Here is a 19576-nt window from a genome sequence, read left to right as displayed (position 1 = left end):
TTGTCCCCCCGCCGGTTTCCCCCGCGCGGGGGTTCTTCTTTGTGGCGTGTGCTGCTGTCCTCGACTCTTCTTGATTTTGTTCCTCGGGATACACGGCGCGGTGAGCTTCGGCAAATGTTTGTCGCGGGCAGGCTACCGCCCCAGCGGTCAGTAGCGGACGAACTGATGGTGATAGGCGCCGGTGTGGTCGCGGTAGCGGAAGGCCACGCCGCGCAGGCTTGTGATCTCCCGCTGTCCCCGGTTCACCGATCCGATGGTTTGATGGGCCAGACAGCCGGTGTCGTTGTCGCGGATGCAGACGCGGCGCGTGACGCGCTTGCCGCCGACCGCCTCGGCCAGCCATGCCGGGCCTTCCTCGAAGCTCGCGCGCTGCCATGAAAAGGCTCCGGTCCGGCCATAGGTGCCGGCTTGGGTGCTGTCCTCAACCATGATGTCGCCTTCCTTGTCGCGAAACCTCCGATATCTTATGTGGTAGATCTCCATCGCATCGCGGTAGGTACGCACTTCGGGGGTCAGGCCATCGGGTCCGAGCTGCAGTGGAACGATTCCGGCAAGGGCTGCGTCTTGGGCGCTGATCCCCATTGGACAACGCCAGAGTTGCAGGGGCGGCTCGACAGGCCAAGGCGTGATCCGGCGGATCACCTCGGCCTTGGCGGCACTGCACTCGGCAGAAGCTGGGAAACCGCCTGCCATGCAAAGCAGAATCGCACAGTCTATGGGGTAGGCTTTGGCATCCTGGGGGATGAGCATTGCAGCAGCCGGTATGACTGAAGCAGCCAGAAATGCTTTGATTCTCAGAGTACAAGACACGGCTGACCTCAAGTTGCAGAGCAGGTCTCTGCCAGCCAGTCATATCTCACAAGCTACACCTAATGCAATATTATAATTATGCGTCTTTATTGCTATCTTGCTGGTGCTTCGGCTTCCCTGCGAGCAGAGGCTCGTCTGTATCTGCGCCAGAGAGCCACATCACCTGAACCTCGCCGGTGTTCCAACGATACAGAAACCCATGCCGCTCTCCATCGACAACAGGCTGGATCGGTTCTGCATGAGTTTTCTTCGGCCGCATATCTCTGGCTCCGAGTGAACCAGGCGACGTTACAGTCTGCCACAACCATTTGGAAAGTAGATCAAGCCAAAGTATAGCCGTATGGCTATACTCAATGGTTAACCGTTCAGGTATCCCCTTGAAACGGCTATGGCAACGGCCTGCGTCCTTGAGGCGGCCCCGAGCTTGGAGCAGGCTTTCGACAGGCGCTGCTTGACCGTGGCCTCGGAGATACCCAACTCGGCTGCACACTCACGCTGTCCATGTCCGTTGCGGAACGCGCGCAGCACGGCGAGCTCTCCTTCTGTCAGCCGTGCCTTGTTCAGCAGCAGTTCGCACCACATGGTGAACTTGGCTTCAACAATCTCGATCTCGGCGTCTGTGAACTCCCGATCCGGTCGGGCCATCGACATGAAGCAACGCTTGCGCCCATACTTCTTGGTGACTGTTGCGCCATATCGGAGCCCGTGCCTCGCCGCGCTCGCCATGATGCCGCGTAGATCGGGGATGTTCACCTCCGACCAGCGGATCGAGCCAGTCTTCGTCATCGTCCAGACAAGGATCGGATCGCCAAAAAAGTAGTTATTTTCCTCGTACTCACTCTGCCACCCGGAGGGGTAGCGATTAATCAAAACCTCGGCGCCCTTGTAGGAGATGTTGAAGCCCATGAACCACCCACCGGTGGCGAGCGCGTCCAGCTTTGCTTCCTCCTCGGGGAAGTTCGGAACGAAGTCTTGGAGCATGGAGGGCATAGTCTTTGCTGTAGGTGAACTGCTTGGTATATCCATTTGGCTACTCTGAAAAGGCAGTTTTGCAACTTTGTGGCAGACTCGCCTGCTTGCCTTGTCCTACAAGGGTCTCAGGACAAGGGAGCGACCCCATGTATGATCGAACGCCACCGAAAATCCAGGCCATTGCAGAGCTTACAGCGGACATGGTCGAAACGCTCTCCGAGCACTTCAAGACCTACCAGGCTGATGGGGTGGTCATGATAGAGGTCACGTCGCGAGGGCTTTGGCTCCAACACCCGGCCACAGGCACCCGGCAGTTCCTGGGCCTTGCGCGTTTGCCAAACAAGTTGCGTCACTGATGAGGATGGATATGAAGCTTCAAGACATGAAGGTGTCCGTCCTCAAGCTGCCGGCGGCAGTTTCGGAGTGGGATCTCGTCTCCAAGTTCCTGCACTACCGGAAAGAGGTCTTTGTTGACCGGAAAGAATGGGCGCTCCATGTCGCAGAAGAAAGTGAGTTCGAGCAATACGACACGTTTGATACAGTTTACGTTATCGCCCATGTTCATAGGGAAGTAATTGGGGGCGCTCGACTGAAGCGGACTGATACGACCTTGGGAACAGGCAAGATCGTTTACAGCTACATGATCCGCGATGCTTGTCTCGACCTGTTACCCGGGATGCCGGTCGATCTCTGCTATAGCGAGCCCCCGGTCGATCCGGACGTGTGGGAGTTGACGCGCTTTGCCGCACAAGCACCAGGCGTGGCCACCGCGATCCTGCGGCGTGTGAACGAGTATCTTTTCGGGGAGGGGGCGACGCGTTGTCTTGCTCTTGGCTCGCCGGCGTTCATGCGGATGGCGCAACGAGCGGGATGGCCTGTCAGTAGGCTTGGTCCCCTTAGCGGAAACCATGACGGTCGATTTCTGGCCTTTGAATGTCCGGTCGTGAACCCGGTTCATGTCGCGGCACAAGAGTTGCGCCTGCGGCAGCAGCCCGCGCAAGAAATGAATGGTAGTCTGCACTAACGCTGCGAGCTTCATCCATCGTGCGGGCAAAGAGCTGGTCATGACAGATCGAGAAGTCTGTCAGGGCATCGAAATAGGCTTGGAAGTCCTGTTCGATCAGGTCGGCATACTCCTTCAGTAAGGCATCGTTCTGAGGCACGGCCGGAGGCACAGGGGGCGTGCAGGCACCAAAGGCCCGTGCGTCACCACAGAATATTGTCAACCAGAGCAAGATTGTAACTAGGGAGAAGGTTGCGCGCCTGCAAACGGGGTGCTGTGACCCGGTGTTTTCCTTGCAGATTTGCTTCAAACCAGTATCCCAAGGGTTGCCGTCAAAAGTGGCGGTGTGTGCAATATTACCACTTGCACGCAATATTGTAAACTTGTATCGAGCTTGTAACCGCGTGGCGGTTCGCAGGCTGATACCCCACGAGGTTCTGTCTGTGTCCACACCAATCACAAACTCGGCTCCGAATGTGGTCAGTGAAGACGGACTCAAGGAAGAACTCACCCGCGGCTGGCATATCGAGGTCATTTGCAAGAAACCCGCGGAAAAGCGGCAGGCCAACTGGCATGGCGCCTGGGGTATCAGGATTGTCTCGCCTGACGGCAAGCTCGAACGAACGCTGGTCACTTACCGGAAAGACATGGACCAGAGACTGTTCCGGACGATCAACGGCCTCATCTCATTCTTGTCAGAATGTGGCATCACCTGCCCGTGCGTGCCGATGTCTGAAGGTCAGCGCGCCCTGCAGGAAAGGCAATAGTTCTAAGGCGTGGTTAGGGGCGTTCATCGCCCTGCTCTTGGGGAGTACGCCGGTAGCGGCTGATGTGATCCGCTTCGACGCAAGCGGAAAGCAAATCGGCGAAGCACGGGTCAGTTCGGTGCAGCGTTATGACGCCGCAGGCCGGCTCGTCGTCCCGTCAATGCCCGAGGCCGCCGCTATCGACCTAAACGGGGCTGATCTCGCGGCCGAGGCGATGATGCTTCTCGAACCGAGTGCCGCGTCTCGGCTTTCGGCCCCTGCGAATACAGGCCGCGCGGCGGGCATTGCCGCCGTGCGAAGCGTAGCGCTGCGCTATCAGCACCATCCGGCCCTCAAGCTCAACAACATCGCGCCAAACGAATGGACGGCGCTGTTCCAGGCCCTGGTCTGGCAGGAATCGCGCTTCAACCCGCGCGCCCGCAGCCACAAGGGCGCCATCGGCTACGCGCAGCTGATGCCGGGCACGGCGGCGAAGCTCGGCGTCAATCCGCATGATCCCGTGCAGAACCTCGACGGGGGCGCGCGCTACCTGCTCATGCAGCTCCAGACCTTCCGATCCCCGATGCTGGCGCTTGCCGCCTACAACGCCGGGCCGGGCGCGGTTCAGAAATACCGCAACAGCGTCCCGCCCTATCGGGAAACCCGTGACTACGTGATCCGCGTCCTCGCGGAGCGCGACCGCATCCTCCGACAATAAGGAAGGGACTTTCCGTGACGAAAAAACGTTTCCCGATGCTGGCGCTCGCAAGCGCGGCCCTGGTGGTCGGTGGTGTGGGCGAGGCCCTGGCGCAGTCGGCCGTCGATTTCTCGAAGGCGGACACGGTGGGCACCGGCTTCACCACCTGGATCAGGGGCAACATCTCCACCGTGTTCTTCACGGTGGCCATTGTCCTGGCCGGGTTCGCGGCCGCGTTCAACAAGATCAGCTGGATGTGGGTGCTGATGATCGCGGTCGGCGCCTTCCTGGTGTTCGGCGCACCGTCCTTCGTTGCGGACCTGCGGTCGGTGTTCAGTTGATGGAGCGGCACGCCGTCATTCTCGGGCTGTCGCGCCAGGCCAAGCTGCTTGGTCTGCCAATGCCCTACACGATGGCGGTGGGTGCGCTCACCATGCTGCCGTTCATCTGGATCAAGGCGATCGCGTGGCTGCTCACGGCGCCGCTCTGGTATGGGATCGCCCGCGCGATCGTCGCGATCAACCCGAACGGCCACAAGGCCGTGGCGGTGGTGTTCAGGAAAACCCCGCCTGCACTTTCCCGCCGGAAAAGGAAGGCAGGCCGGCACTATGTTTAACGCCAGGATCGGTCCGATCAGCGAGCGGGCGCAGGCCCGTGTGCCGAAGTCGCCGCAGTTCTATGCGGAAATGCCCTATGCGCTTGAAGTGGACGATCACACAATCCGCACCCGCGACAACGCGCTGATGATGAGCCTGGAAATCCAGGGCATCGACGGGATCACCGCATCCGATCGGGACATCCTCGATCTGGCCAAGAGCTTCGCGGCCATCATGGACGGCCTCGATGATCGGTTCACCTTCTACGTCCACCGGCTGATGCGCCCGGCCGCCTTCGGGTTGAAGCCGATCTACGGCGACAACTTCGCGCATGACGTGGAAACGGCCTGGCGCAGCCACCTGTCGGGTCGCAACCTGCGCGAGTTCATGCTGGTTCTGACGGTGGTGCGCAACAAGCGCGTGCCGCTCAAGGTGCCGCTGTTCACCAGGGCGGCGAAGCGGCTTCTGGACCGCAATACCGAGGAACGCCTGGGCGAGCTGCGCGAGGTCGTCTCGATCCTCGAAACCAGTCTCGGGGTGGGGACGAAGCGGCTAAAGATCAGCGATGGAACCCTGCTCGGCTTCTACAGCGCGATCAGCACCGGCCTGTATCGCCCCGAATATCGCGGCCAGCACACGCTGATTGCCGAGGACGTGTCGCTCTTGTCGGTGCGCTTCAAGGGACCGGTGGCCGAGTTCCGCGACGGCTTCGACACGCCCCGCCTCGCGGCCGTTCTCTCGATCTGGCGCAATGGCAACCAGACCTGGCCGGGGATGCTCGACGCCCTCGACACCGGCACCGACACGGTGATCTCGCACGCCTACACGCCCGTCGCCATGAACAAGGTGAGCGAGCTGGCGAAGCGCCGCATCCAGCAGATGGAAGCGGCCGGCGATCTGGTCGGCTCCATCGCGGACGACCTGCGTCAGACCTATGATGATGTGGAGTCGGGCCGGATCGGCTTTGGCGAGCATCAACTGACGATCACGGTGTTCGCGGACAGCGAAGCTGCCCTTGAGGACCGTGTCTCGCAGGTCCGCAGCGTGGCGGAACAGGCCAAGATCAAGCTCGTGCGCTGCAACGACACGTTGGCCGCGACCTATTTTGCCACCCATCCGGGCAACCAGGACTACCAAATCTGGAACCCGCTCATCAAGTCGGTCAACTTCGCCGACATGGCCTCGTTTCACATGACGAGGGCCGGAGCCGTAGCCGACGCCCTGCCCTGGCGGACGCCGATCACGGTGTTGCAGACGGTGACGGGGGCGGCGCATCGGTTCAGCTTCCATGCGCCGGGCGATCCGAACGCGGAACCCACCATCGGGCACACGCTGTTCCTCGGGCCTTCGGGCGGCGGCAAGTCCTCGACGGTGGCCTTCCTGGCGGCACAGTCGCAACGAGCGCGCGCCCGCGTGGTCCTGTTCGACAAGGACCAGGCGCTTAGCATGGCGATCACCGCGATGGGGGGCCGCTACACGGCGATCCGCGCGGGGCACCCGACCGGGCTGAACCCGCTCCTGACCGAGCGCGGCCCGCGCGGCGAGGCATGGCTCATGGACTGGCTGGCCCGGCTGGTGGAGCGGGGCGAGGAGAAGCTGACCCCGCACCAGGCCGAGGCCCTGAAAAGCGCGGTGCGCCAGAACGGGCAGGCACCGGACGAGTTGCGGACCTTCGCCCATTTCGGGGATCTGATCGGGGACGTGGGCGACAACCGCGCCCTTGCCATGAAACTCGCGGAATGGGGACCGGAAGGTCGCTACAACTGGGTGTTCGGGGAAGCCGATCAGCCGGTGATCGACCTGTCCTCGGACGTGACCGGCATTGATCTCACGGAAATCCTGTCGATGGCGACGGAGCGGACGGCGGTGCTGTCCTACATCTTCCGCCGCCTGGAGCTGCTGTTCGAGGAAAAGCGCCCGACGCTGCTGGTGATCGACGAAGCCTCCACGGTGTTCGATGACGAGTTCTTTGCCCGCTGGCTGCCGAAGTGGCTGGTGACGGTGCGCAAGCTCAACGTGGTGGTGGTGCTGCTGACGCAGTTCCCCTCGCAGATCAGGGAAAGCCGGTCCGGCTCGATCATCCAGGGGATGCCGAACCAGGTGATCTTCCCAAACCGCGCGGCCGATGTGCCCGACTACGAGGGCTTCAACCTCATCGACAACGAGCTGCATTTCGTGCTGACCGGTCGGACCGGGCAGCGTCAGGCGCTTCTGCGGAGCCATGACAGCTCCACGATTCTGAACGTCGATCTCTCGCCACTCGGCCCCCTGCTGACGGCGCTCGGGGGCGGCGAGGCGGGCATCCAGGCCTTCGGCCCGGACTATGCCAGCCGCAAACACTTCTGGAGGACCGATGATGCGTAAGGTGGTGATCCTCGCGGCGCTGGCCGCATCGCTCGCGGGCTGCGGCGAACAGCCGATCCGCAAGACCAACTGCTGGTCGAGCATGTCTTTCGTGACTTCGGCCAACTGCCGGTAGGGGGCTCGTGGTGCGTGGCCGCAAATCTGCTCTCGCCTCTGTGCTGGTTGCGGCCGTGGTTCTTCCTGCGGCGGTGGCCGGGCAAGGCGTACCGGTGGGCGACTTCAAGCGGATCGCGCTCGAAGTCCTCGGGCTGCGCGAAGAAGCCGCCAAGACCAAGGAAGCACAGGCCAGGAACGAAGAACGGCTCCGTCAGGTCGAGGCCCGCACCGATCAACTGGCGGCGGCGCAGGACACGCTGGACCTGCTCACCGAAACCTCACGCTTCGTGCCCGATCTCGAAGGCGCCGGCGTCTCGGGCGGCGGCGACGCCTTCACGGGTGCCGCGGAAATCTACGCCATCGAAGACAATAACCCCTATGCCGCCCGGATCATGGGGGATGCGCCGGTCACGATCGAAAAGATGATCTCGGACACCGCGAAGAAATACGCAGGGCATCCTGCCTTGGCAAAGGCGGGCATCAATCCGGTCGAGTTCCGCTGCTGGCTCCAGGCGCTCGTCAAGCAGGAGTCGAATTTCTCCATCGGCGCGCGCAGCCATGTGGGGGCGTTCGGCCTGACGCAGATCATGCCGGGCACCTTCACCGAACTCGGCATCCCCGACGATGGCAGCCGCCAGGACCCTCGGGTCCAGCTCGACGGCGGCGCGCGCTATCTGCTCAAGGGCCTGGGGATGTTCGGCTCGATGCCGCTGGCGCTCGCCGCCTACAACGCGGGGCCGGGCGCGGTCTCGAGGCACAATGGCATTCCGCCCTACAAGGAAACGCAGAACTATGTCGTGAAGATCACGGGCTACTACAACCGCTACGCGGCCCGGATGGACGGCAACGCGGAAGCGGTCGGCACGCTCGATCCGCGCGACATGGTGATTGCCGAAGCCTCGAACCTGTCAGATGCGGCGATGGGCTATGCGGCCGTCAGCATGAACACCATGCACGGCTCCATGACGCGGCTCTGGCAAATCCTGCTGCAAGTCGAGGCCACCGGATCCGTGAAAACCGCGATGGACCTGAACACCTACACGCGGGCCGAAGTGGCGCGGATGGCAGTGATCCTGGCCCGGCTGCAAGCGGTGCAGCGCAAGGTCGAGGCCGCGCGCATCGCGCTGCTTCTCGAAGCCTATGCGCGTGATGAGGACTACCTGCGAGTGAGGTTGGACGGATGAAACTGACGACGAAAGTTCTGACCCTCGGCGCCGTTGTCTGCGCCCTCGCGGTGCCAGTGGGTGGCCAGGGCGTGCCCACCATCGACGTGACCAGCCTTGCCAAGCTGACCGATCAGCTCGTGGAGGCAAAGCTGCAACTCAAGGAGGAGATCGCGCAGAACGTGAAGCTCGATGAGCAGACCCGGCAACTTCTGGAACAGATCCTGCTTCTACAGAACCAGATCGACGCGCTGCGGAACGGGTTGACGCTGGCGGACCTCGGCGTTGATCCCGACAGCTTCCTGGAAGACATCCTGCCCGATTTTGCGGACCTGACCACCTCGGTCGAGGCGGCACGATCGGGCGATTGGGGCCGGGTGCTGGCTTCAGGCGACGCCTTCCGGGGCGGCGGAACTGTCACCGGCCATGTGGACAGCACCTTCGCGAAGTCGGGCCTGTCGCGCGACCGCGTGGACACGCTGGCGAGCAGCGAGGACCAGACCGCCTCCCGCATCGGCCAGTCGGCCAACGTCAACGCCTTCATGAGCGTGGCGGCGGAAAGCTCGTCGGAGGCGGCGAAGGACAGCCTGACCCGCCTTGATGGCCTCGTGCAGAAGATCCCCGACACGGCAGGGTTGAAGGAGGCGATCGACCTCAACACGCGGGTCACGGCCGAGCTTGGTATCGCGCTCGCCAATGTGTGGTCGATGGAAGCGATCCAGACGGTCGGTCAGGGCAACATGGGCGTGATGGATGCCGCAACCGCCGCGGATGAGGAAAAATACCTGCGGATGAGGCTGGAGGAATGAGCATGAAGCGCACGGTTCTCGCAGGCGGGCTGATGCTCCTGGGCCTGGGCCTGGGCACGCTGGCTATGGCGCAGATACTTCCGCCAGACGGCGGCGCGGCGTCCGGCGCGCTGCCGTCCACCCCTGCCCCGGCGACGCAGAGCGCCACCACTGATCCCATCGACGCGGCTGATGCTGAACTCAAGGAGCTGCAGGACATGCAGGCGGGGATGAGCGAGGCCGAGCGGAAGGCGGAAGAAGATTTTCTCAACTTCGACCTTGGCCCCGATGTGGACGTGTCCGGCATTGAGCGGTTGCCGAGCGCGGCCGAGAACCAGCCTTACCGGACCTGCGAAAAGACGCCGGAAATGCGGGCGAACCTGCGCCGTCATGGAGATCCCGGAGACAGAGCATACCGTGATATTGCTGGCTATCTATCAGTTACGAATGTCATTGCGGCCAAGGATTGCACCTGCGCGGGCAAGATCATTCCGCATGAAACGGTTGCCCTGTTCGAGGACCGGCTGCGCGAAAAGCTCGGGGTGACGGTTCTGGAGCCGAAGCATACCCGCGATCTTTACAAGGAATATGATCGCCAAATCCAAATCGTTGATGCCATGTGCGGTAAATACTGATGGCTGTGATCGAGAAGATCATCGGTGATCTGGACGCGGCCGTGCAGGACGTGGGTGAAAAGTATTTCACCTCCACGGCTGAGGCGCTTGATCCGATGCTGACCATCGTGACGACGTTGCTCATCGTGCTGATCGGGGTGCAGATGGCGCTTGGCGTTAATCGCATGTCCACGCGCGATGCTTGGCAGCTCGTCTCGCGGATTGTGCTGGTGTTCATCTTCGCGCGTTCCTGGGCGAACTTCGGCGTGCTTTATGATGCCCTGTCCTCGGGGGCGGGCAGCCTCGCCTTGAGCTTTTTCGGTGGCGACACCCCGAACCCGGCCGCCGCGATGGACCAGTTTGCCGTGCAAATGTCCGATGTGTCGGGTGGCGTAGCTCGCGCACTCAGCTCCATTACCCGCGGACTGATTGCCGGGCTTCTGTTTATTATCCTGTCGATCCTGATGGCGGCTTATGTCCTGATCGTCGGCTTCTCCAAGATCATGATCGCCTTCCTGCTCGGGGTGGCGCCGCTTGCCATGATCGCCACCATCTTCGAGCGGACCAAGACGGTCTTTGAAGCCTGGCTGACCGCCTTCGTCGGCTATCTGCTTTACCCCATCGCGGCGGCAGCGGTGATTGGTGCGGTGGTGTCGATGGCCGATGCGCAGTTTAAGCCAGAAAATGAAATCGAGGATCTCTCGATGATCCTCGGCTTCCTGTGCGTCACCTTCGTCGGCATCTTTGCACTTCTGGCGATTCCGACCGCGGCGGCGCACATCACCGGCAGTTTCAACCTTGCCAACTTCGCCCCCGAGGCGCTGCGCGTGGCATCGAAGCCAATGACGGTTCCGGGCGGCATCGCAGCCGACAGGCTCAAGTCCAACGTCGAGGCATTTGCCTCCGGCGCCCTCACTGGCAAGACCCCGGCGCTGGCCGCCCGTGCCCGGGACCGATCATGGGCCGAGAAAGGCGCCGATCTGCGGCAGAAGCTGCGGGGCATCGAAATCATGCAGGGCAAGCGCCCGTAGCGCGCCTGCCCCTACCAAGACCTGGAGGATGCAATGGCGGACCGCGAGTCTGACAGCAGGACGATTCTGGAAAGCGAGCTGATCTTCGGCGTCCGTCGGCGCGAGCGGATGGCCTGGGCGGTTGCCATCGGCGGCGTGCTGGCCGGTCTGGGAGGCATCGCCTTGGCCGGGATGACGCTGCCCTTGAAGGAAACGCAGGCCTTCGTGACCATCGTGGACAAGGATACGGGCCTCGCCGAACGCGCCGTGCGCGTCGAAGCGGCAGGGATCGAGCAAGGTGCAGCGGTCGAGCAATCGCTGCTCTATTCCTATGTCAAGAACCGCGAAACCTATGACGCGGCCGACAACGAGGCCCGCATCCTCCAGGTTTACCGCATGTCCGCGCCCCGGATGCAGGCAGCGCTGAAGGCACAATGGGACAAGTCGAACCCCAACTATCCGCCCCTGATCTATGGCGCGAGCGGCAAGGTGATCGTGGATGTTCTCTCGATCACGCCGGTTGCGCCCAGGACGGCGCAGGTCCGCTTCACCAAGCGGCTGGAGAAGGCGGGCGAGCCGGACCGGATCGGCAAGTTCTACGCCACGATCACCTATGAGTTTCAGCCCACGGCCGCGAGCGCGGTGCAGCTCGTGTGGGAAAACCCCTTCGGCTTCACCGTCACCGACTACCGCGTGACCGCTGAAAGCCTTGAAGCGCAGAACATGGAGGGCCAGCAATGATCCGTCTGACCACGATTGCGGCGCTGATCGCGCTCACCGTCCCGGCCGCCGTCCTGGCGGAAGCGCGCCCGCGCGCGGGCGGCAACGACAGCCGCGTGACCTATGCCACCTTCCAGGAGGGGCAGGTCTATACAGTCCATACGCGGGTGCGGAACGTCACCCTGGTCGAGTTGGGCGATGGCGAGACGATCCGTTCGATTGCCATTGGGGACAGCGAAGCCTTCCAAGTGGACAAGCTCGAAGGCCCGAATGTGTTTACGATCAAGCCGGTCCTCGATGGCGCCAGCACCAACCTGACGGTCGAGACCAACCGCCGCTTCTACTTTATCAATGTCGTGGAATCCTCCAGGGTCACGCCCAACTGGTCGGTGAAGTTCACGGTGCCGGGCAGCGGCGGGACGCGCTCCCGCGCGGCCAATGCGGCGGCGATCCCGGCCGAACCCCCCATGACCTACCGAGTCCTCAACCGTAAAGGAGCGGCGGAGTTCGCGCCGGTCGGAATTTCCGACGATGGCAAGAGAACGCTGTTTCAGATTCCGCCCGGCGCCCCGATCCCGTCGATCTTCCGGGCCGATGCGCGGGGACGGGAAACCAGCGTCAACAGCAGTGTGAACGGCACGATCATCACCGTGGGCGCGCGCTCGGAGCGATGGGTGCTGCGCTTCGGCGATGAACATGTCTGCGTCGAAGGCACGAAGCCCGGCGAAGGGCGGAGGGCACGCTGATGGCTGACACCGATCAACTCCAGGCACGATTGCAACGGATGCAGAAGCCGGTGGCGGCTGCGCCCTGGTGGCGGCGGTTCGCGCTGCCGGCCGGGATGCTTGCCACGGGCCTCGCCGGTGGGGCCTATGTGGCGACGGTGGAGCCAACCGGGACGGAAGCGCCGCCCCCCATGCAGACCTCCGAAGTCCGCGAGTTTCAGGACGACACCGGCCTTGCGGGCTTCACGCTGACGGAAAACGAACCCGAGCCGGCACCTGTCCCCGAACCCGTCGTGACCCGCCCCGAAGTCCGCACGGTCGCGGACCCGCAGGCGCAGGCGGATGCGACGGCTGCACGGGCGGAACTGGCGCAGGTACGCGCCGAACTGGACGCGGCGCGGGCGGCACTCGACGCCGCCAGGGCTGCGCCCGGGACGGACCCGGCCGAACTCGATGCGCTGCGCCAGGAAATGCAGCAGTTGCGCGACGACATGACTGCCAAGGATCAGGCGCTCGACGAGCTGACCCGCGACAACATGCGGCTCCAGACGGAACTCGACACGGCGGCACAGATGGGCGGCCGAGCACAGGAGCAGGCTGACCTGGAAGCGCGGCGCCTTGCCGAACTCGAACAGCGCCGGGCCGAGTTGGAGGCGCAGCGCGCGGAAGAAGAAGCCTTGCTCCAGGCCCGAACCGAGTCCGCGATGGTAGCCTACCGGGCGGGCGGCGGTAGGGGCAGCGGCGAAGGGGACGCAGCCGGGCCGGATGAACAGCTTGACGCCGCCGAGCGGTTCCGCCGCGCGGGCCGGGCGGAAGCGGTGCAGGCCCAGGTGATCGGGGAACCCTCGCGCACGGTCGTCCAGGGCACCTTGATCGAGGCCACCCTGGCGAACGCCATTTCCAGCCAGCTCGAAGGCAATGTGGCCGCCACGGTCAGCTATGACGTGTGGTCGATGGACATGGCGAATGTCCTGATCCCGCGCGGCTCGCGTCTGTTCGGGCGCTACAGCTCGTCCATCGACAAGGGCCAGCGGCGGATCCTGGTCGCCTGGGACCGGGTGGTGACGCCGGACGGCCAGTCGGTCGAACTCGACGCCTTTGGGACCGATCGCGTCGGCCGCTCGGGGGTGACGGGGCGCGTAAACACGCGCACCCTGCCCCGCTTCGCGGCTGCCGCGGCGGTGTCGATCATCGGCGCCGCGCCGGCGGTACTGGCGGCTGCCGTCGAGAAGGACAGCGATGACGAGATTTCTCAGGACACCGCCGAGAACATCGGCACCAACGCCAGCGATACCGTCGGCTCGATCATGAAGGACTACATCGACATTCCGACGACGATCAGCGTGGACCAGGGCGCGGTCGTCATGGTCATGGTGAACGCCGATCTGGAAATGCTCTGATGGCGGCGCTCGGGCACCTCGAAAGCAAGCTGGCCATCCTGCGCCAGCTGGTCCAGGCGGACAGCACGATTGAAATTGCCATCAATGGCGACGGCCGGGTGTGGGTCGAGCGCGCGGGCGACAGTCAGATGTCGCTGGCGGACGTGACGCTCTCGCCGGTCGAGGTCAAGGATCTGGCCGGCCTTATCGCCAACAAGCAGCACCTGACGTTGACCGACGCCCTGCCCGCGATCTCGACCACCGTGGACTATGCCGGGGCCACCCTGCGCTGCCAGGCCATCATCCCCCCGGCCTCGGCGGGTGGCACGACGATCTCCTTCCGGGTGTTCCGCCGCAGGCCCGCAGGCGAGGCGCCTCGGCACTTCCGCTTCCTGCGCGACCAAAGGGTATCGCTCGAAGCCGAGCGGCTGGACAAGCTGCGCGCGATCCGCAGGATGGCGACCGAGGGCGGCGATCCCGACGACTTCCTGCGGGCCTGTGTCAAAGCGCGCATGAACATCGTGATCTCCGGGGGCACGTCCTCGGGCAAGACCGAGCTGGCCCGCCGCCTGCTCTGGATGGTCGAGGAATGGCATCGGCTGGTGCTGATCGAGGACTCAGCCGAACTGCTGCCCGCGCAGGAGAACGCGGTCAGCCTGATTGCCGAGCGCGCCGAAGCCTCGGCACGCTCGGCCGACAAGCTCCTGGAAATGACCCTGCGGCTGCGCCCCGACCGGATCATCCTGGGCGAGCTGCGCGGCGTCGAGGCGGTGACCTTTCTGGAGGCGATCAACACTGGCCATGAGGGCAGCTTCACGACCGTTCATGCCACAACCGCGCGCAAGGCGGTCAACCGGCTGGCCTTCCTGGTGATGCGGGCCGGGATGCCGCTGACGCTTGCAGAAATCAGGGACTACGTGCGCGAGTCCATCGACGTGATCGTGCAGACCGGCCGGATCGGGGACGAACGCGGGATTCTGGAAACCTACTTTCCCGCGCTCGAAGGGGAAGGCGGCTAGGCCGCCTTGATCTTGGTTTTCAGCCGCCCGGTGAAGGCGATCATCATGGCGTTCGCCGCTTCGACGTTGGGCTTCATGGCTTCCCAATCCTCGTCCCCCTCGCCGCCGCCATGTTCTTCATGCGCGACTTCGCGCGCGAGCGTCAGTTTCTTGACCGGCGCAACGTCTGCCTTCACAGGCTGATCGTCCGGCACAGGTGCATCGGGGGTGGACGTGTCGGATGGTGCCGAGTCTGCGCGAGCTTCCACCTTCTTGACCTTCTCTGCATGTTCCTCGTCGGCAACTTCGCGTGCCAGTGGTTCGGGCTGCTTTGTCGCCTTGCCCTTCTTGCCCTTGCCCTCGCCCGCCGCCTCGGCCGGAGGGTAGGCGACCCGCGCCTCTTGCAGCGATGTGACCTTGGCCTTCAACTCGTCCAGCTCGGCCTGCATTGCAGAGGGATAGGGCAGCGGGCCTTTCTGCGCCTCGAAGATCAGTTTGAAATAGGCGTCCTGATAATACACGATCCGGTCCACCAGGATCGGGTTCTGCCGCTCGGGGATCAGGATGATCTTGTTCGGGTCGAGCTTGCGGATCTCGTCCGGGGTCAGCAGCGCCCGTTCCTCGTTGCGCCGCGAGATCGAGCGTTTCAAAATCCCTTGGGCGTCCTGCGAATAGCTGTCGCTGACGGACAGGCGGGTGGTCTTGCCGAGCGCCTCGGACACTTCCGCGGCAGTCTTTTTCTCATTGGGGGCGATGTAGAGCTTCATGCCCGCCGCGGACTCGATCGAAAGCCGCTCGTTCTCGGTGTAGATGCTTTCAAGCCCTGGAATGGACTGCGTGATGATCGACGCGCGCACGCCATGCCCGGCAAGCTGCTTCAAGGACTGCACGATGATCGGCATGTGACCGAGCTGGTCGAACTCGTCGAGGATGATCTGCACCGGCCATGGCTCAAGCCGGGGATCGGGGATGCGGGCGCGCATGGTGGCGATCAGCTCCCCGAACATCAGCCGCAGGAGCGGCGCGAGCGTCGGAATGTCGTCGGAGTTGGCAACAATGTAGATCGAGTGCGGTGCGCGCCGAATGTCGTCCCAGGAAAAGTCGTTGGCGCTCGTCACCTTGTCGATGCGCGGGTTCAGCCACAACCCAAGCCCGGCCCCGTCCAGCACGGAAGCGTAGGACGACAGGGTGCGGTCGGAATAACCCGAGAAGTTTAGAAAGATCGTGGCAGACTGCTCGTGCTGCGTCTCAACCGCGAACTTCTGGTAAGCCTTCTCCTTGTCGCCGCTTCCGAACAGGATGCGGCTGATCGCGGCGATGGTCGGGGTCTTGCGCTCGATGGCGAGCATCCCGGCCGCGACGAAAAGCTGGCGCGCGCCCACAATGAAGTCGGAGGCCCCGCCCTTCTCGTTCTTGGGCGTCAGGAAGTAGCTGGCGAGCTTGGACAGTTCCGTGAACCGCTGGTCGGTGTCGGTGATCCGGGCGATCCGTTCCAGCGGGTTGTAGCGGTGCGTCGGAGTCTCGAAGTCGAAGGGGGCGAAGCGGAACACCTTGTCGCCTTCGGCCTGGCGGTGCCGGGATGTGGCCTCGAAGATTTCGCCCTTCACATCCATGACGACGCATGAACCCGGAAACAGCAGCGTGTTGGGAATGACATAGCCCACGCCCTTGCCCGAACGGGTTGGTGCCGCGATCAGGGCGTGCGGGAACTGGTCGTAGCTGCCGGAAACGAAGCTCGCTTTCTTCCTGGTCGGTTTGCCGAACTTGCCGAACACCAGACCCGACCCGAGGGGCATCAGAAGACGGTTCTTCCTGACCTCGCGCTTGGTCTGGAAATGAGCCTTGCCGTAGGTGGTCAGCCGGTGGGTGAAACTGAACACAAGCCCGACAAGGGCCAGAAGAAGCGCCCCGGCCAGGACGATCAGGTAGGCGGTGCGCCACGGGTCCTGCCGCAGCAACCGGAAGCCGGGGAACTCCGTCACTAGGACAAACGGGTTGCCTGCATTCAGGTTGGCCCCCAGTTGCCATTGCAGCCAGAGGCCCCCGATCATCAGGCCGACAAAGGCCCCCGCGATCAGTCCCGCCGGAATGGCGACGCTCATGCGATTCATTGGCCCTGCCCTTACAGTTCCAGGTCGTGATCCTTGCGGCGCAGTTCATGCTCCGGCGTCTCGCGCTCGTGCAGCCGCTCCCTGGCAAGCTGCGCCTGCCGCGTGGTCAGCCCGATGCTTTCGTGCGACTCTGCGGCGGCGATGAGCGCCTTCGAGATTTCGCGCCGCTGCCCCGGCTCGGGGAAATCGAGCGCCAGCGCCCGGTCGTCGCCGGCGGCGATCTGCTCGATCACCTTCTCGCCGTAACGCTCTTTCAGGTCGTTGGCGAAGCGTTCGGCATGATCCTCATGCTCGAACTCGACCCGGCCGTGCTCGCGATGGACCTCGGCCAGGGATTCCAGTGTCCGCGTCAGCCGGTCGTTCTCGCGGCTGTGGTCGATTTCAAGGGCGGTGTTCAGCGCCTTGGCAGCGGTGGCGTAGAAGCGGTCCACCAAATCGGCAGCGGCATGGCGCTGGTCCTCGCGGTCCAGATCGAGCCCCCGGGCCTCCGAGACGGCGTGAAGGTCCTGCTTCACCCATTCGCGTTCCTGCCAGGCGTTCGCAGCCGGATGCTCCAGGCGACGCTCCATTGTGTCGCGGTCGATCCCGATGGCTTCGGCGGCCTCGAACACGGCGGCCTTGACCTCAAGGGCGGCGTCCTCGGTCAGATCGACCGACAGCTTGCCGCGCCGGATTTCGTCGTCCAGCACCTGGGTCCTGTAAAGCTCCGAGCGCGGCGCGCGCTCCACCAGCTCGGCCCCGCGCGCATCACCCAGGCCACGCATGATCTCGGTCGTGACCTCGGCCAACTCGTGGCGCATCTCGCGCCGGTCGGCAGGGTCCAGCGTGGCAATCTGGCGCTCGGCATTGTCGAGCCAGCTTGTGAAGGCGCGGTCCAGGTCTTTCCGGTTCTCGACTTTCTCAAGGTCCATTGTTGCAATCTCCAGGGATTTCGAGGTCAGGATGCCTCCCGCCTCAAGGATATGCGCGGCCCGCTCCATGCGAACCGCCACGTCCTTGAGGCGGGACAGCGAGGCAATCGAGGCCAGCAGGCGCAGGGTATCGGCGCTGCGGCTCACCACCGCGAGCCCGTCCTCCAGCGCCTTGCCGAAACGCCGCCGTTCCGGCTCGCCGCCTTCGATTTCGGCGCGGGTGCGGCCATAGGTCAGGATGCCACGCTCAAGGCGAGAGGACGCATCTAGCTCCACCCCCATGTCGGCGGCGATCTCGACCAGGCGCTCCTTCATCATGGCTATGTTGAAGTCATGCTCCTTCGCCATGTGGAACCACTGGCCCTGCTCCAGCCCTCGATTGTTCACGACGATGTGGACATGCGGATGCGCCCGGTCAGTATGCAGCGCCGCGACATAGGCCCATTCGTCCTCGACGTGCGTGCCGGACTGAAACATCTCGAAGGCCCAGGCTTCCGCAATTCGCAGCGCCTTCTTGGGCGACAGGTCGGCCGGGAACGACAGCAGCAGATGGGTGGTGTGGCCGTTCTTCGGTTCGCCCGACCAGGCGTCGGACCATTCCTGCGCCATGTCGCGCCGTTGCTCGGCCGAAAGGCTGCGCGCGCCCGGCTCCAGTTCGATCATATTGCCAAACACCGCCTCTGACTTGCTGAACAGGTAGTCGAACTGCGCGGCCAGACGCGGGCCGGTGTGGGTGCCGCCGCGCGTGATCTTCTTGAATACGGCGGCGTTCGACCCCTGCCCCACTCGCCACAGGTTGCGTGCCCGCGCGGAAAACAGCGACCCCCCTGCCCTCCGCCCTTTGCCGAAGTTCGTATTCCTAAAACGCCCGCGTCCGCCTCGGCGGAGGCGGATGTCTCCGATCAGGTCGTCGGCAAGATCAGCCACGCCCGGCCTCAATGAACTTCTGGAACAACCGAGTGCCGCGCCGCCGCTGCTCGTCCACAACCGCTTGCAGGTAGATCCGCACCCCAGGCAACGCGTGCCGCACCGCGTCGAGCGCCTTCCACTCCTGCCGGGCCAGCTCGATCCGGCCTTGGTTTGCCGCCAGGGCTATCTGGTTCACGTTCACGCCGATCTTGTGCAGCTCGGCCTTCACCTCGGTCAGCTTCTCGGCCGTCACCGGGTCGAACTCCAGCATTCCCGTTGACGCACGCACCAGGGCGCGGATCGCGTCGGAGTTGGACCCGAACCCGAAGCGGGCTTTCAGCCATTCCAACTGCTCGATCTCGGTGGGCGTCAGCCGTGCGGATACCGGCTTGCCGTTAGTGGTGGCGCCATCGCGGGGCCGGACAGCATTGTGCTTGATCCCTTTTACCGCTGCGGGCGCAGCCCCCACGGCGTCAGCGACGGTGCGAACGTCACCGCCCTGCCGCAGGCGCCTGATCGCCTCGTCGCGTTCGGATTGGGTGAGGTTCCGACGGCCCACAGCGGCTCCAATCAAAGTTTGTAAACATTTTGCATTTCCTGCCAGATAACCTAAGCTTTCAACTTCCACCCAAGTCAAGCAGATGAGCGGCACACCGCTCCTTCAGCGCCCGTCCCCACAGAATCACTACATCGTCACTCGCAAGGGCCCGGTCTCAAACCGAAGCGACATCATCGCGCTCCCGTATTCCGGTGCTTGTCAGGATATGCCCGCACCCTCATGCGCTTCCGTAACTGGCTGGGTCCTGCAGGCCTCCGCCGAGCCCCCCTCGGGGTACTAGTAGGCAGGAGGGGGAAGAAGAGGGTGCCATAAGCACTAAATAGCCGCCTGTAGCGCTCTCCACGGCCCAAATGCTTCCTAAGCCTTAACAGGCTGCTGAAATAGTCGGCCCTCGACGCGATTTAA

At 63.6% G+C, this 19576-nt stretch carries 21 protein-coding genes; 16 read left to right on the top strand and 5 right to left on the bottom strand.

Annotation, left to right across the window (positions count from 1 at the left end):
* Positions 1-147: 147 nt before the first annotated feature.
* Together JGR78_RS16895 and JGR78_RS16890 are read right to left on the bottom strand one after the other, a co-directional pair.
* Positions 148-750: a hypothetical protein gene (locus tag JGR78_RS16895; protein ID WP_182805388.1), complete on the bottom strand. Its 603-nt coding sequence runs from the start codon at positions 748-750 to the stop codon at positions 148-150.
* A gap of 417 nt (positions 751-1167) precedes the next feature.
* Entirely contained in the window at positions 1168-1791 is a 624-nt protein-coding gene (locus tag JGR78_RS16890) for a helix-turn-helix transcriptional regulator (RefSeq protein WP_182793673.1), read from the bottom strand.
* A 137-nt stretch (positions 1792-1928) separates the two neighbouring features.
* Here JGR78_RS16890 and JGR78_RS16885 point away from each other — a divergent pair, with 137 nt between their 5' ends.
* The 16 genes from JGR78_RS16885 (at position 1929) to JGR78_RS16815 (ending at position 14702) form a co-directional block, all read left to right on the top strand.
* Positions 1929-2138 (top strand): hypothetical protein, encoded by a 210-nt coding sequence (locus JGR78_RS16885; RefSeq protein ID WP_182793672.1) that lies wholly within the window; start codon positions 1929-1931, stop codon positions 2136-2138.
* Positions 2139-2143: 5 nt separating this feature from the next.
* Positions 2144-2806 (top strand): acyl-homoserine-lactone synthase, encoded by a 663-nt coding sequence (locus tag JGR78_RS16880; protein ID WP_182793671.1) that lies wholly within the window; start codon positions 2144-2146, stop codon positions 2804-2806.
* Between the two features lie 422 nt (positions 2807-3228).
* Positions 3229-3552, top strand: a complete 324-nt coding sequence (locus JGR78_RS16875; RefSeq protein ID WP_234450978.1) for a hypothetical protein — start codon at positions 3229-3231, stop codon at positions 3550-3552.
* A 64-nt stretch (positions 3553-3616) separates the two neighbouring features.
* Positions 3617-4249 (top strand): lytic transglycosylase domain-containing protein, encoded by a 633-nt coding sequence (locus JGR78_RS16870; RefSeq protein WP_234450977.1) that lies wholly within the window; start codon positions 3617-3619, stop codon positions 4247-4249.
* 14 nt (positions 4250-4263) lie between these two features.
* Positions 4264-4569, top strand: coding sequence for a TrbC/VirB2 family protein (locus JGR78_RS16865; RefSeq protein ID WP_182805390.1), 306 nt, complete (start codon positions 4264-4266; stop codon positions 4567-4569).
* Positions 4569-4844 carry a VirB3 family type IV secretion system protein gene (locus JGR78_RS16860; RefSeq protein WP_182805392.1) on the top strand — a complete coding sequence of 92 codons (276 nt, stop codon included), beginning with the start codon at positions 4569-4571 and terminating at the stop codon, positions 4842-4844. Before JGR78_RS16865 ends, JGR78_RS16860 begins: the two co-directional genes overlap by 1 nt.
* Positions 4837-7188: a type IV secretion system protein B4 gene (locus JGR78_RS16855; protein ID WP_182805394.1), complete on the top strand. Its 2352-nt coding sequence runs from the start codon at positions 4837-4839 to the stop codon at positions 7186-7188. The genes JGR78_RS16860 and JGR78_RS16855 overlap by 8 nt, the downstream gene beginning before the upstream one ends.
* On the top strand, positions 7178-7303 hold the full coding sequence (locus JGR78_RS18475; RefSeq protein ID WP_255434934.1) for a hypothetical protein: 126 nt from the start codon (positions 7178-7180) through the stop codon (positions 7301-7303). Before JGR78_RS16855 ends, JGR78_RS18475 begins: the two co-directional genes overlap by 11 nt.
* 94 nt (positions 7304-7397) lie before the next feature.
* A complete protein-coding gene (locus JGR78_RS16850; protein ID WP_182805396.1) occupies positions 7398-8468 on the top strand; it encodes a lytic transglycosylase domain-containing protein in 1071 nt (356 codons plus the stop codon).
* Entirely contained in the window at positions 8465-9256 is a 792-nt protein-coding gene (locus tag JGR78_RS16845) for a type IV secretion system protein (RefSeq protein ID WP_182805398.1), read from the top strand. The genes JGR78_RS16850 and JGR78_RS16845 overlap by 4 nt, the downstream gene beginning before the upstream one ends.
* 2 nt (positions 9257-9258) lie before the next feature.
* A complete protein-coding gene (locus JGR78_RS16840; RefSeq protein WP_182805401.1) occupies positions 9259-9870 on the top strand; it encodes a hypothetical protein in 612 nt (203 codons plus the stop codon).
* On the top strand, positions 9870-10880 hold the full coding sequence (locus tag JGR78_RS16835) for a type IV secretion system protein (RefSeq protein WP_182805403.1): 1011 nt from the start codon (positions 9870-9872) through the stop codon (positions 10878-10880). Before JGR78_RS16840 ends, JGR78_RS16835 begins: the two co-directional genes overlap by 1 nt.
* A 33-nt stretch (positions 10881-10913) precedes the next feature.
* Complete coding sequence (locus JGR78_RS16830) at positions 10914-11600, top strand: virB8 family protein (protein WP_182805405.1); 687 nt, start codon at positions 10914-10916, stop codon at positions 11598-11600.
* Complete coding sequence (locus tag JGR78_RS16825; RefSeq protein WP_182805407.1) at positions 11597-12325, top strand: TrbG/VirB9 family P-type conjugative transfer protein; 729 nt, start codon at positions 11597-11599, stop codon at positions 12323-12325. Before JGR78_RS16830 ends, JGR78_RS16825 begins: the two co-directional genes overlap by 4 nt.
* Positions 12325-13704, top strand: coding sequence for a TrbI/VirB10 family protein (locus JGR78_RS16820; RefSeq protein WP_182805409.1), 1380 nt, complete (start codon positions 12325-12327; stop codon positions 13702-13704). Before JGR78_RS16825 ends, JGR78_RS16820 begins: the two co-directional genes overlap by 1 nt.
* Positions 13704-14702, top strand: a complete 999-nt coding sequence (locus JGR78_RS16815) for an ATPase, T2SS/T4P/T4SS family (protein WP_182805411.1) — start codon at positions 13704-13706, stop codon at positions 14700-14702. Before JGR78_RS16820 ends, JGR78_RS16815 begins: the two co-directional genes overlap by 1 nt.
* Here the strand turns inward: JGR78_RS16815 and JGR78_RS16810 are convergent.
* From JGR78_RS16810 to JGR78_RS16800, 3 genes are read right to left on the bottom strand one after another with little or no spacing between them, the layout of a single operon-like run.
* On the bottom strand, positions 14699-16783 hold the full coding sequence (locus JGR78_RS16810) for a type IV secretory system conjugative DNA transfer family protein (protein ID WP_182805413.1): 2085 nt from the start codon (positions 16781-16783) through the stop codon (positions 14699-14701). The two genes, JGR78_RS16815 and JGR78_RS16810, sit on opposite strands and share 4 nt — an antisense overlap.
* Positions 16784-16803: 20 nt before the next feature.
* Positions 16804-18630: a relaxase/mobilization nuclease domain-containing protein gene (locus JGR78_RS16805; protein WP_182805415.1), complete on the bottom strand. Its 1827-nt coding sequence runs from the start codon at positions 18628-18630 to the stop codon at positions 16804-16806.
* The gene (locus JGR78_RS16800; RefSeq protein WP_182805417.1) at positions 18623-19264 is read right to left on the bottom strand and encodes a DNA mobilization endonuclease VirD1/MobC family subunit; all 642 of its coding nucleotides are present in this window, start codon (positions 19262-19264) and stop codon (positions 18623-18625) included. Before JGR78_RS16800 ends, JGR78_RS16805 begins: the two co-directional genes overlap by 8 nt.
* Positions 19265-19576 lie beyond the last annotated feature (312 nt).

The organism is Paracoccus sp. MC1862 (genome assembly GCF_016617715.1).
Lineage (GTDB): Bacteria > Pseudomonadota > Alphaproteobacteria > Rhodobacterales > Rhodobacteraceae > Paracoccus.
Note: the sequence above shows the minus strand (reverse complement) of the source record. Positions and strands in the feature narration are given on the sequence as shown.